At 58.9% G+C, this 15978-nt stretch carries 18 protein-coding genes; 2 read left to right on the top strand and 16 right to left on the bottom strand.

Annotated elements, in window-relative coordinates; genetic code table 11:
- The first annotated feature begins 213 nt into the window (after nucleotides 1-213).
- A complete protein-coding gene (gene gltP, locus HVX72_RS20240) occupies nucleotides 214-1524 on the top strand; it encodes a glutamate/aspartate:proton symporter GltP (protein WP_042291121.1) in 1311 nt (436 codons plus the stop codon).
- A 47-nt stretch (nucleotides 1525-1571) separates the two neighbouring features.
- Here the strand turns inward: gltP and yjcO are convergent, their stop codons facing one another.
- Complete coding sequence (yjcO, locus tag HVX72_RS20235) at nucleotides 1572-2261, bottom strand: Sel1 family TPR-like repeat protein YjcO (protein WP_042291118.1); 690 nt, start codon at nucleotides 2259-2261, stop codon at nucleotides 1572-1574.
- Between the two features lie 115 nt (nucleotides 2262-2376).
- Nucleotides 2377-4524: a formate dehydrogenase subunit alpha gene (gene fdhF, locus HVX72_RS20230; RefSeq protein ID WP_084589031.1), complete on the bottom strand. Its 2148-nt coding sequence runs from the start codon at nucleotides 4522-4524 to the stop codon at nucleotides 2377-2379.
- A 271-nt stretch (nucleotides 4525-4795) separates the two neighbouring features.
- On the opposite strand from fdhF, the gene yjdP reads away from it, so the two are divergent.
- Complete coding sequence (gene yjdP, locus HVX72_RS20225) at nucleotides 4796-5119, top strand: DDRRRQL repeat protein YjdP (protein ID WP_181822172.1); 324 nt, start codon at nucleotides 4796-4798, stop codon at nucleotides 5117-5119.
- A gap of 40 nt (nucleotides 5120-5159) precedes the next feature.
- On the opposite strand, the gene phnP is transcribed toward yjdP, so the two are convergent.
- From phnP to phnC, 14 genes are all read right to left on the bottom strand, one after another.
- Complete coding sequence (gene phnP / locus HVX72_RS20220; protein ID WP_181822171.1) at nucleotides 5160-5918, bottom strand: phosphonate metabolism protein PhnP; 759 nt, start codon at nucleotides 5916-5918, stop codon at nucleotides 5160-5162.
- Nucleotides 5919-5926: 8 nt separating this feature from the next.
- Nucleotides 5927-6361 (bottom strand): aminoalkylphosphonate N-acetyltransferase, encoded by a 435-nt coding sequence (gene phnO / locus HVX72_RS20215; RefSeq protein ID WP_181822170.1) that lies wholly within the window; start codon nucleotides 6359-6361, stop codon nucleotides 5927-5929.
- Nucleotides 6348-6902 carry a ribose 1,5-bisphosphokinase gene (gene phnN / locus HVX72_RS20210; RefSeq protein WP_042291088.1) on the bottom strand — a complete coding sequence of 185 codons (555 nt, stop codon included), beginning with the start codon at nucleotides 6900-6902 and terminating at the stop codon, nucleotides 6348-6350. Before phnN ends, phnO begins: the two co-directional genes overlap by 14 nt.
- Nucleotides 6903-6904: 2 nt before the next feature.
- Complete coding sequence (gene phnM / locus HVX72_RS20205; protein ID WP_181822169.1) at nucleotides 6905-8041, bottom strand: alpha-D-ribose 1-methylphosphonate 5-triphosphate diphosphatase; 1137 nt, start codon at nucleotides 8039-8041, stop codon at nucleotides 6905-6907.
- Nucleotides 8038-8718 carry a phosphonate C-P lyase system protein PhnL gene (gene phnL, locus HVX72_RS20200; RefSeq protein ID WP_042291083.1) on the bottom strand — a complete coding sequence of 227 codons (681 nt, stop codon included), beginning with the start codon at nucleotides 8716-8718 and terminating at the stop codon, nucleotides 8038-8040. Before phnL ends, phnM begins: the two co-directional genes overlap by 4 nt.
- 9 nt (nucleotides 8719-8727) lie before the next feature.
- Nucleotides 8728-9486, bottom strand: a complete 759-nt coding sequence (gene phnK, locus HVX72_RS20195; protein ID WP_181822168.1) for a phosphonate C-P lyase system protein PhnK — start codon at nucleotides 9484-9486, stop codon at nucleotides 8728-8730.
- Entirely contained in the window at nucleotides 9483-10274 is a 792-nt protein-coding gene (gene phnJ, locus HVX72_RS20190; RefSeq protein WP_060570450.1) for an alpha-D-ribose 1-methylphosphonate 5-phosphate C-P-lyase PhnJ, read from the bottom strand. The genes phnK and phnJ overlap by 4 nt, the downstream gene beginning before the upstream one ends.
- 46 nt (nucleotides 10275-10320) lie before the next feature.
- Nucleotides 10321-11388 carry a carbon-phosphorus lyase complex subunit PhnI gene (locus tag HVX72_RS20185; RefSeq protein ID WP_042291079.1) on the bottom strand — a complete coding sequence of 356 codons (1068 nt, stop codon included), beginning with the start codon at nucleotides 11386-11388 and terminating at the stop codon, nucleotides 10321-10323.
- Nucleotides 11388-11984, bottom strand: coding sequence for a phosphonate C-P lyase system protein PhnH (phnH, locus tag HVX72_RS20180; protein WP_042291077.1), 597 nt, complete (start codon nucleotides 11982-11984; stop codon nucleotides 11388-11390). Before phnH ends, HVX72_RS20185 begins: the two co-directional genes overlap by 1 nt.
- Nucleotides 11981-12433, bottom strand: coding sequence for a phosphonate C-P lyase system protein PhnG (phnG, locus tag HVX72_RS20175; RefSeq protein WP_042291074.1), 453 nt, complete (start codon nucleotides 12431-12433; stop codon nucleotides 11981-11983). Before phnG ends, phnH begins: the two co-directional genes overlap by 4 nt.
- Nucleotides 12434-13159 carry a phosphonate metabolism transcriptional regulator PhnF gene (phnF, locus tag HVX72_RS20170; protein ID WP_181826345.1) on the bottom strand — a complete coding sequence of 242 codons (726 nt, stop codon included), beginning with the start codon at nucleotides 13157-13159 and terminating at the stop codon, nucleotides 12434-12436.
- A gap of 20 nt (nucleotides 13160-13179) precedes the next feature.
- Entirely contained in the window at nucleotides 13180-13959 is a 780-nt protein-coding gene (gene phnE, locus HVX72_RS20165) for a phosphonate ABC transporter, permease protein PhnE (protein ID WP_042291069.1), read from the bottom strand.
- Between the two features lie 78 nt (nucleotides 13960-14037).
- Nucleotides 14038-15054 (bottom strand): phosphonate ABC transporter substrate-binding protein, encoded by a 1017-nt coding sequence (gene phnD / locus HVX72_RS20160; protein WP_060570379.1) that lies wholly within the window; start codon nucleotides 15052-15054, stop codon nucleotides 14038-14040.
- A 49-nt stretch (nucleotides 15055-15103) separates the two neighbouring features.
- Nucleotides 15104-15892, bottom strand: coding sequence for a phosphonate ABC transporter ATP-binding protein (gene phnC / locus HVX72_RS20155; protein WP_042291065.1), 789 nt, complete (start codon nucleotides 15890-15892; stop codon nucleotides 15104-15106).
- Nucleotides 15893-15978: the final 86 nt, after the last annotated feature.

Genomic DNA, 15978 nt, shown 5'->3' with positions numbered 1-15978 from the left:
ATTCATAATAAACGCCATAAACTCGCGTTATTATGCATTATTTCAGCTAAATGCGCTGTTCTGAAAGGGTTGCGCAAGATGCCTTGCAAATGGTACTGATTATGCGCGTTAAAAAACTCTATAACCCAACGCAACACAATTCATACCCTTTCAGTATGTATCCATTCCCGCTTTGACGAGGGGACTGGCGCTCCATTGAGGAAGTCCGCTGTTATGAAAAGTTTTAAACTCAGCCTGGCCTGGCAGATTTTGATTGCCATGGTGCTGGGCATTCTACTGGGGAGTTACCTGCACTATCACAGCGACAGCCGTGAATGGCTGATTGCTAACCTGCTGTCACCGGCAGGGGATATCTTTATCCATCTGATCAAAATGATCGTCGTCCCTATCGTGATTTCGACGCTGATTGTCGGTATTGCCGGGGTGGGTGATGCCAAACAGCTTGGGCGTATCGGCGCCAAAACCATTATCTATTTCGAAGTGATCACGACCATCGCCATCATTCTGGGTATCACGCTGGCGAATGTGTTTCAACCCGGTTCCGGCATTGATATGTCGCAACTGGCGACCGTGGATATTTCGAAATACCAGAACACGACAGCGGAGGTGCAGAGCCATGCGCATGGCCTGATGGGCACCATACTCTCGCTGGTGCCAACCAACATCGTGGCATCGATGGCGAAAGGCGATATGCTGCCGATCATCTTCTTCTCGGTACTGTTTGGCCTGGGGCTTTCTTCGCTGCCTGCCACACACCGTGAACCGCTGGTGACGGTGTTCCGCTCCATCTCCGAAACCATGTTTAAAGTCACCCACATGGTCATGCGTTATGCGCCGGTCGGGGTGTTCGCACTGATTGCCGTGACCGTCGCTAACTTCGGTTTTGCCTCCCTGTGGCCGCTGGCGAAACTGGTGCTGCTGGTTCACTTCGCGATTCTGTTCTTCGCGCTGGTGGTGTTGGGGATTGTCGCGCGCCTGTGTGGACTGAGCGTCTGGATCCTGATTCGCATTCTGAAAGACGAGCTGATCCTGGCTTACTCCACCGCCAGCTCCGAGAGCGTGCTGCCGCGTATCATCGAAAAGATGGAAGCCTACGGCGCGCCAGCGTCGATTACCAGCTTCGTCGTGCCAACGGGGTACTCCTTTAACCTTGACGGTTCCACCCTGTACCAGAGTATTGCCGCCATCTTTATTGCGCAGCTGTACGGGATCGACCTGTCGTTGTGGCAGGAGATCGTACTGGTGCTGACGCTGATGGTCACGTCGAAAGGGATTGCCGGCGTGCCGGGCGTGTCGTTTGTGGTGCTACTGGCTACATTAGGCAGCGTGGGCATTCCGCTGGAAGGTCTGGCGTTCATCGCTGGTGTCGACCGTATCCTCGACATGGCGCGTACCGCGCTGAACGTGGTGGGGAATGCGCTGGCGGTGCTGGTCATTTCCAAGTGGGAACACAAGTTTGACCGCAAGAAAGCGCTGGCTTACGAGCGCGAGGTGCTGGGCAAATTTGATAAAACCGCCCAGTAACGGTTAACAGGTTGCCGGATAAGCATCGCGTTATCCGGCAACCTGCATCACCCGTTCGTTAACTTCTCAAACTCCTCGCAGCCGGTATCGAATCCTTCGGTGCAGCTCAGATTCAACCAGTGCAGCGCCTTCTGTTTGTTCTTCTCAATAAAGCCCTGTTCACCGTTCAGAAACATCATTCCCGCCCAGTATTCGGAATAGCCGGTACGGGAAATGGCGGAACTGCGTTTGAAATACCAGGTCGCTTTGTCATCGTCTGCCGGAATGCCGACGCCGTTGGCGTAAATCAGTCCAAGCAGCATTTGCGCATCAACCGCCACGTCGCTCTCGAGATTTTGCGAGGCGTTTTGCAGCAGGGAAATCGCTTTCGGGTAGTCGGGCTTCCCGGCCTGGGTGTTCAACAGAATCCGCGCGAGGGTGATCTCGCCCGCTTTACTGCCCGCTTGCGCCGCCCTTTCGGCCAGCGTTTTCGCTTCACGGTAATCGAGGCTGACCGGGTTGGTGATTTTGATTTGCGCCAGTAGCGCACAGGCGTCGGCATCGCCATTACTGGCGGATTTCTGCGCCCAGTATTCGGCTTTGCTTAAGTCGCCAAAGCTAAACCAACTGTCAGCGAGGTAATACTGTGCGCGTCTGTCTCCTGCCTCTGCGGCCTGCAAATACTGGCTTCCCGGTTCCGGGGCGGCAGCATGGGCAAAGAATGTCATGAATAACATCAATGCAAGAAGTGGTTTCATTTTGCGTTTTAGTTAGGGTACGGAAAAGACAGTATAAAGAGATCGTCTGGATAAAAAAACAGCCTCCACGGAGGAGGCTGCTGTCGTTAAACATGCCAGGTAAGGCATGTCAGAATCAACCCATTGCGCTTTCGCGCAGACGGGTTTTCAGCTTGTTGTATTCGTCAATCACATACTGCTCGGCGGCGCGCTGGTCGGCGATCGGCTCAACGCGTACGGCGCAGTATTTGTACTCCGGCGTTTTGGTAATCGGGCTTAAGTTCTCGGTGACCAGCTCGTTACAGGCGCCAATCCACCACTGGTAGGTCATGTAAATCGCCCCTTTGTTCGGGCGTTCGCTGACCTGCGCGCGGGTGATGATTTTGCCTTTACGCGAATGAACCCAGACCAGCGCTTCATCTTCAATGCCCAGACGCGCGGCGTCGGCGGCGTTGATTTGCGCATAGCCCGGCTCGTCCGCCAGCGCAGCCAGCGCCGCGCAGTTACCGGTCATTGAGCGGCAGGAGTAGTGGCCAACTTCACGAACCGTCGACAGCACCATCGGGTACTCTTCGGTCAGCTTGTCGATCGGCGCAACCCAGTCGCAGGTAAAGAACTGCGCGAGACCGTTCGGGGTATCAAATTTCTCTTTAAAGAGATACGAGGTGCCCTGATCGGCGTCGGACGTGTCGCGACACGGCCACTGGATATAGCCCAGTTCGCCCATTTTCTCGTACGTGGCGCCGTAGAAATCCGGGCACAGATGACGCAACTCGTCCCAGATCTCCTGGGTGTTGTTATAGTGCATCGGGTAGCCCATCCGGGTGGCGATTTCACTGATAATTTGCCAGTCCGTTTTCAGATCCCACTTCGGTTCGACCGCTTTAAAGAAGCGCTGGAAACCACGGTCAGCGGCGGTAAAGACCCCTTCATGCTCGCCCCACGACGTAGACGGTAAAATCACATCCGCCGCCGACGCGGTTTTGGTCATAAAGATGTCCTGCACGATAACCAGTTCCAGGTCCTCAAACGCTTTACGCACGGCTGACAACTCGGCATCAGTCTGTAGCGGATCTTCGCCCATGATGTACGCCGCGCGCACTTCGCCATGCGCCGCCCGGTGCGGCAGCTCGCTGATGCGATAGCCGGTATGTTCCGGCAGGCTGTCGACACCCCAGGCTTTGGCGAACTTCTCACGGTTTTCCGGGAACTTCACGTACTGATAGCCCGGATAGGTGTCCGGCAGCGCGCCCATGTCGCAGGCGCCCTGTACGTTGTTCTGGCCACGCACCGGGTTGACGCCGACGCTCGGCTTACCGAGGTTACCGGTCAACATCGCGAGGCTGGTCAGCGAACGAACGGTTTCTACACCCTGATAGAACTGGGTGACGCCCATGCCCCACAGGATCGATGCGCTTTTCGCCCCGGCGTACATCCGCGCCGCCTGACGAATGTCGTGGGCGCTGACGCCGGTGATATCCTCAACAGATTCCGGCGTATAACCGTCGACAATCTTACGGTACTCTTCAAAGCCTTCCGTACGCGAAGCGACAAACGCCTGGTCGTACAGGTTTTCTTCAATAATGACGTGGCCCATGGCGTTCAACAGCGCGATATTCGAGCCGTTTTTCAACGCGATGTGCATATCAGCAATGCGCGCGGTTTCAATTTTGCGCGGATCGCAGACGATGATTTTCGCGCCGTTACGTTTCGCGTTAATCACGTGATTCGCCACGATGGGGTGGGAATCCGCCGGGTTATACCCGAAGATAAACACGAGATCGGTATTATCAATTTCGTTAATTGCGTTACTCATTGCGCCGTTACCGACCGACTGGTGCAGACCTGCAACCGATGGGCCGTGTCAGACGCGAGCGCAGCAGTCAACGTTATTGGTACCAATAACGGCGCGCGCAAATTTTTGCATGATGTAGTTGGTTTCATTCCCGGTGCCACGCGACGAACCGGTCGTCTGAATGGCGTCGGGTCCGTATTTCGCCTTGATGGCGCTCAGGCGTTCAGCGACATAATTCAGCGCTTCATCCCAGGAAACGGATTCCAGTTTGCCGCCGCGCTGGCGACGAATCATAGGGGTTTTCAGGCGCGGGGTCAGGATCTGGGTATCGTTAATAAAATCCCAGCCGTAGTAGCCCTTCAGACACAGGGTCCCCTGGTTGGTTTTCCCCTGCGCTGCCTCAGCCCGGACGATTTTGCCGTTATCGACCACCAGGTTGATTTTGCAACCTGATGCGCAATACGGGCAAACCGTGACGACTTTTTTCATCGGTCTCGCTCCAGTTAATCAAATCGCGCATACACGCTTGTCGCCCTGAGTATGCATCTTTTATGCCACATTTTAATTGGGGACTTTCCCTGATATTACGGGCAAATTTTGGACAAAACCCTGACGAAAAACAGGCTGTCGACAGTTTTGACGTGACGAAGGCGGCGATGGGCGCTCATTCAGCCCGGCAGGCTGGATTTGAGATTCCTCCGCTACTCGCGAGAATGACCGATGATTACCGTAGAGCCAGTCCACCGTTGAGGCTAACGCTATGAAACGCTACTCCACGCTCTTTTTATTCAGCTTACTGTCGCTGAGCACCGTTTCGGCGCAGGCCGATGTGATTGATGACGCCATTGGCAATATTCAGCAGGCGATCAACGACGCCTATAATCCCGGCAGCAGCCGTAATGACGATGATGACGATCGTTACGATCGCAGCCGTCAAACCGACAGTCGACAGTACGACGATCGCCGCCGACAGCTCGAAGACAGGCGCCGCCGTTTAGACGAACGCCAGCGCCAGCTGGATGACGACCGACGTCGATTAGAAGAGGACGAACGCAGGCTGGAAGAAGGTTACGAACGGTGGTAAGGGCAGTCTGTTGCCCTCTCCCGCGGAGGAGGGAAAACGCTTAGTCCAGCACCAGTACCATCCCGTCATACCCCGCTTCGATGCCGTCCGGCAGCGGGTTATCCATCATCCACACGTCAAACTGATGGCTGATATGCGTCAGGATCACCCGTGGGCAGCCAATCACCTCATTCAGCGCAATCACGGTGTTTAAATCGCAATGGTTGCGCGGCGCGTCTGGTCGCGGTTCATGGCTACAGTCGATCACTATCGCCTGCGGGCGGTTGTTGAGCAAAGATTTCAGCGTCTTATCCGGCAGCCCGGCGGTATCCGAAAGCCACGCCACCCGGCTGTGGGCAGACTCCAACAGATAGCCAAAGGTCAGCTTTGAGTGATTCAGCGGCAGCGGCGTCACCTGCAATCCCTGCAAATCAAACACCACAAACGGCTCGACGGTATGGCTGAAGTCGAGAATGCCGGGATGCTTAAACAGATCGTCGCAGCCCTGTTCGTCAGGCGGCCCGTACACCGGGATTGTCGCGCCCACGCCCCAGCGCAGCGGAAACAGCCCCTGCACGTGATCCATATGATAATGGGTGAGTAAAAATTGCTCAAAAGATCCGGCAGGCCAGCGATCCGCAAGATCGTGCAAGCCCGCGTCCAGCAATGTTACCGCATGATTAAATTTAATCACGCCGCTACACGGGCGACGACGATACGCTTCATGCTGGCGCGCCCGGCGGCAGGCCGCGCAGTCGCAGCCATACGCTGGAACGCCTCGTGCGCCGCCGGTTCCGGTTAAGGTGAGGGTCAGGCTCATCGGTTGCCTCACAGCGCTTTGGTGAAGCGAAAATGGCTCTGGGTGTAACCTTCGCGCAGGTAAAAGCGGTGGGCGTCAAGACGCTTCACGTTGGTGGAAAGCTCGGTCATCTCCGCCCCCGCGCGTCTGGCTTCGTCCTCTGCCCAGGCCAGCAGTTGGCTGCCGATTTTCAGGCCGCGCGCCTGGGGCATTACCACCAGTTCCTGAATCTCGCCGATCCAGTTGGCGTGATGGAGATGAAATTGCATATGCAGACCAATCATGCCCACCACCTCGCCGTCGAGCAGCGCAAGCTGATAGCGCAGATTGCTATCCCGCAGGTTCGCCGCAAAGCCGGTTCTGAACGCCTGATGATCGAACTCGGCTTGCTTTAGTTCGCAAATGAGGGCATAGACGGCGTGGGTGTCGTCCGCCGTGGCGCGACGCAGTTCACAGGCAGGCATGGCTTTTCTCCTTTCGTCCGATCAGCATTAACAGCGTATCGACTGACTGTAGCAGACTGCCGTCATTGTTCAGCGTATGGCAGTCAAACGGCGCGTAGCGGGCGGCGCGTTCGAGACGGGCGGCAATCTCCGCTTCGCTTTCGCGTCCGCGCGCCTGTAACCGCTGGCGCAGAATGGCGGGGGAGACCTGCAAACAGACCGGCATCAGCGCTGTGCCGTAACGCGCCTGCGCCTGGGGCAGATGGGCGCGGGAGCCATTAACCACCACGTCGAATCCGCCGTTCAGCCACAGGTCGATCTCCACCCCGACGCCGTAGTATAAACCATTGGCGTGCCAGCTTAGCGCCAGCAGGTTATGTCCCGCACGGGTGAAAAATTCCTGTTCGCTCAGGGCGATATGGTTTTCATTTCCGGCGTTGGCCGCGCGGGTAATGTAGCGGTGCGCGACCAGGAGTTGCGCATGTTCCTGCTGGCGCAGCGCCGCCAGCAAACTGTCTTTACCGGAGCCGGACGGCCCCATCAGCCAGATCAGTTTTCCCATAGTCAGAACACCCTTTTTCCTTGACGCCAGACGTGATCGATATGCACGTGGTCGCCTTTGCGATGCGCCAGTACCAGGTCGGCGCGTTTGCCCTCGGCGATAACGCCGCGATCGTTCAGATTCAGCGCCCGCGCCGGGTTGCGGGTTACCAGACGAATGGCCTGCGGCAGGGTAAAGCGGTTGGCATCGTCGTCGGCGACGCGAAAGGCGGCGTCGAGCAGGCTGGCGGGGTAATAATCGGACGAAAGAATATCCAGCAGCCCCAGCTCGGCCAGCGCATGCGCGGCGACGTTACCGGAGTGTGAACCGCCGCGCACGATGTTCGGCGCGCCCATCAGCACATTCATGCCATGCTCGCGCGATGCTTGCGCCGCGGCGAAGGTGGTGGGAAATTCGGCGATCACGCTGCCAAGCTGATGTGACTCGCGCACGTGGTCGGGCGTCGCGTCGTCATGGCTTGCCAGCGCGATGTTGCGCTCGCGGCAAAGCCGGGCGATAGCGCTGCGGTTAGGTTGCGACCAGCGGGCGGCGAGCGCCAACTGTTCTTCTTCATAGCGGGCCATCTGCTCGTCGGTGAGGGAATATTTGCCCTGATAATATTCGCGATACTTCTCGCGGTTGGCGAACTGGCGCTGGCCCGGCGAGTGATCCATCAGGGAAACCAGCGTGACCGGCTCGCGGCCGACCAGCTTTTCAAACAACGGCAGGGTGGTGTGATGCGGCAGCTCGCAGCGCAGATGCAGGCGATGCTCGGCGCGGTTGACGCCGCGCTTTTGCGTCTCTTCCACCGCGTTAATCATCTTTTCCAGATTTTCCAGCCTGTCGCCGCCGTCACGCACGTCGCCAATCGCCACCGCGTCCAGAACGGTGGTGATACCGCTGGCGACCATCAGCGCGTCGTGGCTGCTCATCGCTGAATGGGCGGGCCAGTCCACCTTTGGGCGCGGGGTGAAAAATTTATCCAGATTATCAGTATGCAGTTCAATCAGTCCCGGCAGCAGCCAGCCGCCTTCGCCGTCCAGCGCCTCCGGCAGACGGCTCTGGGTTTCGGCAAAAGCGTGGATCATCCCGTTGTGCATTTCCAGCGATCCCTGCACTACCTCGTCTTCCAGCACCAGCTTTACATTGTTGATAATCATGGTGTTGTTCCCATAAGATGCAAACGATCCGCCACCCGGTCGCGCACGGATTCATCGTGAAAAATGCCGACAATCGCCGCGCCGCGCGCTTTCGCTTCGGTAATCAATGCCACCACGGCGGCGCTGTTTTTGGCATCCAGCGAGGCGGTGGGCTCGTCGAGGAGCAGGATGGGATAATCGACAATAAAGCCGCGGGCGATGTTGACCCGCTGCTGCTCGCCGCCGGAAAAGGTCGAGGGGGCGAGATGCCACAGGCGCTCGGGTACGTTGAGGCGGGTCAGAAGACTCGCGGCTTTGGCGGCGCATGCTTCTCGCGGCGCGCCGAGGTCCAGCAGCGGCTGCATTACCACGTCCAGCGCGCACACGCGGGGGATCACCCGCAGAAACTGGCTGACCCAGCCGATGGTAGAACGACGTACTTCCAGTACCTTGCGCGCTGGCGCCTGCACCAGATCCACCCACTCGTCGCCGTGACGAATCCGGATCTGCCCTTCGTCGGGCAGATAGTTAGCGTACAGCGAGCGCAGCAGCGTCGATTTTCCGCTGCCGGAGTGACCGTGCAGCACCACGCATTCGCCGCGCGCTACCGTCAGCGAGGCGTTTTGCAGTACCGGCAGACGCACGCCGTTTTGCTGGTGGAGAACAAAGGTTTTACTGACGTTTTCAACGCGAATCATGTTGGCCTCTTAATTCTGTAATACCGACGACACCAGCAACTGCGTGTACGGATGATGCGGATCGTCGAGCACGCGGTCGGTTAATCCACTTTCCACCACCTGGCCCTGCTTCATCACCAGCAGACGGTCCGCCAGCAGGCGCGCAACGCCCAAATCGTGGGTGACAATCACCACCGCCAGATCCAGCTCCACCACCAGCCCGCGCAGCAGGTCCAGCAGTTTGGCCTGCACCGAGACGTCCAGCCCGCCGGTCGGTTCATCCATAAACACCAGCTTTGGATGGGTGACCAGATTGCGGGCGATTTGCAAACGCTGCTGCATTCCGCCGGAGAAGGTGGTCGGCAGGTCATCAATGCGCGAGGCCGGAATTTCCACTTCCTCGAGCCATTTTTGAGCGGTAGCGCGGATTTCGCCGTAGTGGCGCGCGCCGGTCGCCATCAGCCGTTCGCCGATGTTGCCTCCCGCTGAGACCTGGCGTCGCAGGCCGTCCAGCGGATGCTGATGCACCACGCCCCATTCGGTGCGCAGCAGGCGGCGACGGTCGGCCTCGCTCATCGCATACAGCGAACGGTTCTGATACTGGATCTCGCCGGACTGCGGCGTCAGGCGCGAAGAGATTGACTTCAGCAGGGTGGTTTTACCGGAACCGGACTCCCCGACAATGCCCAGCACTTCGCCCGGCCACAGGTCAAACGAGACATCGCTGAAGCCTTTGCCCGGCGCGTAAAGGTGGGTCAGGTTATTCACTGAAAGCAGCGGCTGCGTCATTGGCGTTGGGCCTCACTCTGTTGGCGGCAGTAGTCGGTGTCGGAGCAGACAAACATCCGTTTGCCGCTGTCGTCGAGCACCACTTCGTCGAGATAGCTATGGGTTGACCCGCAAATGGCGCACGGCTCATTCCAGGTCTGGACGCTGAACGGATGATCGTCGAAATCGAGACTCTCCACGCGGGTGTACGGCGGTACGGCGTAGATGCGCTTTTCGCGCCCGGCGCCAAACAGTTGCAGAGCGGGCATCCTGTCCATTTTCGGGTTATCGAATTTGGGGATCGGCGACGGGTCCATCACGTAGCGCCCGTTCACCTTCACCGGATAGGCGTAGGTGGTGGCGATGTGGCCGAAGCGGGCGATATCTTCGTACAGTTTCACCTGCATTACGCCGTACTCTTCCAGCGCATGCATGGTGCGGGTTTCGGTTTCGCGCGGTTCGATAAAGCGCAGCGGCTCTGGGATCGGCACCTGGAAGATCAGGATCTGATCTTCGGTCAGCGGCGTTTCCGGGATCCGATGGCGGGTCTGGATCAGCGTCGCGTCTTCCGTACGTTCGGTGGTGTTTACGCCGGTGACGCGCTTAAAAAAGTTGCGGATCGACACCGCGTTGGTGGTGTCGTCGGCACCCTGGTCGATCACTTTCAGCACGTCCGGTTCGCCGATCACGCTGGCGGTGATCTGAATGCCGCCGGTGCCCCAGCCGTAGGGCATCGGCATTTCGCGGCCGCCGAACGGCACCTGATAGCCAGGGATCGCCACCGCCTTCAGGATAGCGCGGCGGATCATGCGTTTGGTTTGTTCATCAAGGTACGCAAAGTTGTAGCCGGAGAGGTTAGTCGTCACGGTCGGCCTCCTGTTGCAGGCGTTTAAGCAGTTCCAGCTCGGCCTGGAAATCGACGTAATGAGGGAGCTTGAGGTGCGAAACAAAACCCGCCGCCTCGACGTTATCCGCATGCGCCAGCACGAACTCCTCGTCCTGCGCCGGTCCTGTGACCGTTTCATCGTAGTCTGGTGCCTGTAGCGCGCGATCCACCAGCGCCATCGCCATGGCTTTGCGTTCGCTCATGCCGAACACCAGCCCGTAGCCGCGGGTGAAGTGAGGCGCATCATTGTCCGGGGCGACGAATCCGTTGACCATCTCGCATTCGGTCACCAGCAGTTCGCCAACGTTTACCGCGAATCCCAGCTCTTCCGGCACCGTTTCCAGCTCAACGTAGCCGCTGCGGATCTCCGCCGCGAACGGGTGGTTGCGGCCATAACCGCGCTGGGTGGAATAGGCCAGCGCCAGCAGGTAGCCTTCGTCGCCGCGCATGAGCTGTTGCAGGCGTGAGGCGCGCGAGCAGGGGTAGACCGGCGGTGTGCGGGTGATATCGTCCGGCTGTGCGCCGGTATCCTCTTCGCGCTTTGCCAGCCCCTGCTTCGCCAGCAGGGAAAAGACGTGCGGCGCGGGTTCCGTTGGGTGATCGGCGGTGCGCAGAGGCGGCGTTTCGCCGTTCGCCAACAGGGTGAAATCGAGCAGGCGATGGGTGTAGTCGTAAGTCGGGCCTAAAAGCTGCCCGCCGGGAATGTCTTTATAGACGGCGGAAATACGCCGCTCCAGGCGCATCTCCGCGCTGTTCAGCGGTTCGCTCACCGCCAGCTTCGCCAGCGTGGTGCGGTAGGCGCGCAGCAGGAAGATGGCTTCGACGTTGTCTCCGCTGGCCTGTTTCAGCGCCAGCGCCGCCAGTTCGCGGTCGGCGATACCGCCTTCGGTCATCACCCGGTCAACCGCCAGGTTCATCTGCTGTTCAATCTGCGCCACGCTCAGTTCACCGATGGCGGCATCGCCCCGACGGCGGTTCTCCTGGAGCGCATGGGCGTTGGCTATCGCCTTCTCGCCCCCTTTAACGGCGACGTACATTAGCACACCTCCACGTGGGTAGTGCGAGGGATGGCCAGCAGGCGCTCGCCGCAGGTAAGTATCAAATCGACGCCCAGCGGGAAGGGGTGCGGGCGTTCGGTCAGTTCGTGGATCAGACAGTCCGGTAACTGCGGCGCGATCATCCGTTCTTCGGCGATCCCCGCCCCGGTCAGGCGCAGCATCCGCCCGCCGCTGAGGCTGGTGACCTGGACGATCAGCGTGGCGCTGGTTTCCGGCGCCACGGCGGAACCCGCGGAAAGGGCGTTAAGCTGCTCGCGGCTGATGCGCTCGTCGGTGACGGCAAACGCTGCCAACTGCGGTTGCTCGACCAATGGCGCCTGAGTATGAAAACGCAGGTTCTGGCTGGCGATGTCGTTGTTCACCGCAGGTGACAGCCATACCGGCGTGTCGCCATCGACCAGGGTCAGCAGGACGCTGGTGGTGGCAAGGTTCAACGGTTGCCAGCCGTGCTTAAGCTGATGCAGGGCGACAATCACGCCCGGTTCGCTCATTGCTTTCAGCAGGCGGCGAAAGCTCTGTTGCGCGTCCTGAACGGGCAGGGTAAAGGCGGTTTGTAGTTCCGTGGATCGTGTCATTCGTTATCTCCGCGTACCAGCGTAAAGAAGTCGACCCGGCTGGCGTTCACTTCAGCGCGGCGGGCAGCGATTTGCGCCTCGCGTTCGGCCTCCAGCGGGGCGATTAAGGTTTCCATGAGCGTCTGAAAATGGGCCTGCTCCTGTAACAGCGCGTCGACGACGGCGCACCGTTCGGCGTGCTGTTTATTGCGTCCCAGCAGGTAGCTGTAGCCGAGCGTGCCGCTGTTCAGGCGCACCACCGCGCGGGTGAGCGTGGTATCGCCGGCAAAGAAACGGTTGCCGGTGCCGCCCATGCGCGCCTGGATCTGCATCAGACCGGTTTCCGGCGCGCGGATAAGCGTGTATTCCGGCGCCAGCTTCAGCGCCTGCATCAGTGCGTTCAGCGTTTCGGCGTTGCTCCAGGACAACGCGCGCATCCAGCGCTGGCGGGTGGCGGTATCGATATGCATTCAGTGCTCCATAGTGAATTCGATCATGTCGGCGCGGGTCAGGCTGACGGAGTATTCCGCTGCCTGCTCCTCACCTTCACGATGGTTCAGGGTGCGCACGCAGAGCAGCGGCGCCATGTTCGGGATTTCCAGTACCTTGCTCTCTTTCGCCTGCGCGCGGCGGGCGCTGATGCGCGTCTGGGTACGCATCAGCGTCAGCCCGGACTGTTCGCGCAGATAGTCATGCAGCGAGCCGCTATGGAAGCCCTGCAACAGCGGCCAGAGGCTGAGGTCGGAAAAGTAGTGATCGATCAGGCACAGGGCGATACCGTTGACCCGGCGTAGCGTTCGCAGGTGAATGACGTTGTCGCCTTCCTGCACGCTGAGGGCATCAGCAACGTGGCGGGAAGCCGGTCGCAGTACCGCCAGCAGCTTTTCGCTGGTGGGATGGCTGCCCTGATCCAACAGATTCTGGCTAAAGCGCGCCTGGGCGTTCAGCGGGTAGTCCAGAGCAGGCATCAGCGCCAGCACGCCGACACCCTGACGACGCTGCACCCAGCCGCGTTCAACTAACTGATCGATGGCCCGGCGCAGGGTATGGCGGTTCACCTCATAACGGGCGGCAAGCTGATGCTCCGCCGGAAGATAGTCGCCGCAGCGGTAATGTTGACGAAGCTCCTGCTCAAGTCTCGCGGCAATCTCCTGATAACGCGTCGGGTAACTGGTCGGATGTGTAGACAAGTGCATAGCCATCAATGCCTCGCGAATCAGATAAAGTGCTTACGTAAACGCTGGGAGAGGAAGTCCAGCAGGCTGACGGTGATGATGATGAGCACCATCAACGCGCAGGTTTGCTGGAACTGGAAACCGCGTATCGCCTCCCACAAGGTGACGCCGATGCCGCCTGCGCCCACCATGCCGACCACCGTGGCGGAGCGGACGTTGGACTCAAAGCGGTACAGCGAATAGGAGATGAGCAGCGGCATGACCTGCGGCAGTACGCCGTAGAGAATTTCTTCGAGCTTATTGGCGCCGGTGGCGCGGATACCTTCTACCGGGCCGGGTTCGATAGCTTCGACCGCTTCGGAAAGCAGTTTCGACAGCACGCCGGTGGTGTGGATAAATAGCGCCATCACGCCCGCAAACGGACCGAGACCGACGGCGACCACGAACAGCATCGCAAACACCATTTCGTTGATGGCGCGGCAGGCGTCCATCAGACGGCGCATGGGCTGGTAAATCCACCACGGTACGAGGTTGTCGGCGCACATCAGACCAAAAGGAATGGACAGGATGACCGCCAGCGCGGTGCCCCAGACGGCGATTTGCAGGGTGACGGCCATTTCGCCGAGGTAGTCCCGCCACTGGCTGAAGTCCGGCGGGAAGAAGTCGGCGGCGAAAGTCGCCATGTTGCCGGAGTCCTGAATCAGCGTCAGCGGGGCCATTTCGGCGCCTTTCCACGACACGACCAGTACAGCCAGCAGAATGGCCCAGCTCAAGAGCGAGAACCAGCTTCGCTTCGGCGGGGGGACGGTAATGGTTTGCATAGTTGCTCCATAAGTGACGACGATTTGACGCGGGTATAGGCCGGATAAGCACAGCGTCATCCGGCCTATAGCCAGGGGTTATTGCACCGCTTTGTTCACGCTAGTCATGGCGCCGAGCGCGGCAGTCAGACGGTCGAGATCGTCCAGTTGCCCTTTAATCGCCGAGGTTTTGCTGGCTTTCTCTTCGTCGCTCAGTCCTTTGTTGTCCTTCACGCCCTGCATCTCTTTAAACAAGGCGAGCTGGCGAATCGGCACCAGTTGCAGGTCGCTGGAGGCACGGAACGGCGCCCAGCCCAGACGTTCCAGCACGCTTTTTTCTTCCGGCGTTTTGCCGTAATTCATAAAGAAGTCGTACACCTTGTCCTTGGTGGTTTCAGAAAGATTTTTCCGCCAGACGATGGGATCACCCGGGATCAGCGGCGACTTCCAGATCACCTTCAGCTCTTTGAGCTTGTCCGGCGCGGAGGTTTTCAGCTTGTCGAGGTTTTCGGTGTTGTTGGTGGCGACGTCGACCTGCTTGTTCGCTACCGCCAGTGCGTTGGTTTCATGACCGGCGTTAACGGTGCGTTTGAAGTCGCTGGCGGAGATATTGTTTTTTGCGAAGACGTAATACCCGGGAACCAGATAGCCAGAGGTGGAGTTAGGATCGCCGTTGCCGAAGGTAAGATCTTTGCGCTGGGCGATCAGATCGTCGAGAGTGTTGATCGGACTGTCCTTGTTGACGATCAGTACGCTCCAGTAGCCGGGCGATCCGTCAGCGGCGACAGTCTGGGCGAAGACCTGGCCGTTGGCGCGATCTACCGCTTCCATCGCGGAAAGATTGCCGTACCAGGCGAGATCCACTTTGTTAAAGCGCATCCCCTGGATGATCCCGGCGTAGTCCGGGGCGAAGAAGGCATTGACCTTGACCCCCAGTTTCTTTTCCATATCCTTCAGGAACGGGTCCCACTGCGGTTTCAGGTTTTGCTGTGACTCGGTCGAAATAATGCCAAAGTTCAGCGCTTTTTCCTGTTCTTCGGCATGTGCCGGGGTGAGCAGGGTGCTGACGCTGAACATGCTGGTAAACGCCAACGCGGCAACCGTTTTGTAATTCATATTATCCTCGCATTGTTCCAGGCTATTTCACTTGCCTGGTCTTTTTGAATTAAGCAGCCTGCGCGTTCTGTTCGACGCGGTTCATGCTGCGGTACAGATGGTCAAAGCGATCGTTATCGAAGTGTTGGCTGCTGCCGTCGTAGAACACATGCCCCTGACGCAGCGCCACAATGCGTTCGCAGTAGCGCAGGGCGTAATCCACCTGATGCAGCGTGACGACGACGGTGATGCCGTCGGTCTGGTTGATGTCGCGCAGGGTATCCATCACGATGCGCGCGGATTCCGGGTCCAGCGAGGCAATCGGCTCGTCGGCCAGAATCACTTTCGCCCGCTGCATCAGGGCGCGGGCGATGGCCACGCGCTGCTGCTGGCCGCCGGAAAGGGTAGAAACGCGCTGGTGCGCGAAGTGCGCCATGCCGACGCGGGTCAGCGCCTGTAACGCGCGCTGCTTCTGTTCCTGGGTGAACCAGCTAAAGCAGGTGCGCCAGAACGGCGTGCTGCCGAGCGCGCCAATCAGGACGTTCTCAAGCACTGTCAGGCGATTGACCAGGTTGAACTGCTGGAAGATATAGCCGGTATGGGCGCGGCTTTTGCGGATATCGCGCGCCAGACGGCCTTCGCGCTGGACGGTGCGACCAAGCAGCTCGACGTGGCTACCCGGCGCTTTGTCACCGGTGATCAGCCCGCTTAAGTGACGTAAAAGGGTGGATTTGCCGGAACCCGACGGCCCAAGCAGAGCCACCATCTCACCGGAAACGATGTTCAGATCGACGGCGTGCAGCGCCTGCTGCTGATTGAACGTTTTGGAGAGTTTTTCGACGCGAATAATCGTTTGCATGATGCGGCCTCTCTGAAAAAAGTGGCCCCATCGTGGCGGATTAATGTGACGTTTGGGTTAAGTTGTGATGACCTGATGATGAAGAA

This window comes from Citrobacter sp. RHB21-C05 (genome assembly GCF_013889015.1).
Classification (GTDB): Bacteria; Pseudomonadota; Gammaproteobacteria; order Enterobacterales; family Enterobacteriaceae; genus Citrobacter_A; species Citrobacter_A sedlakii.
The sequence above is the reverse complement of the archived record's forward strand: the minus strand, read 5'-3'. Positions and strand labels throughout refer to the sequence as shown.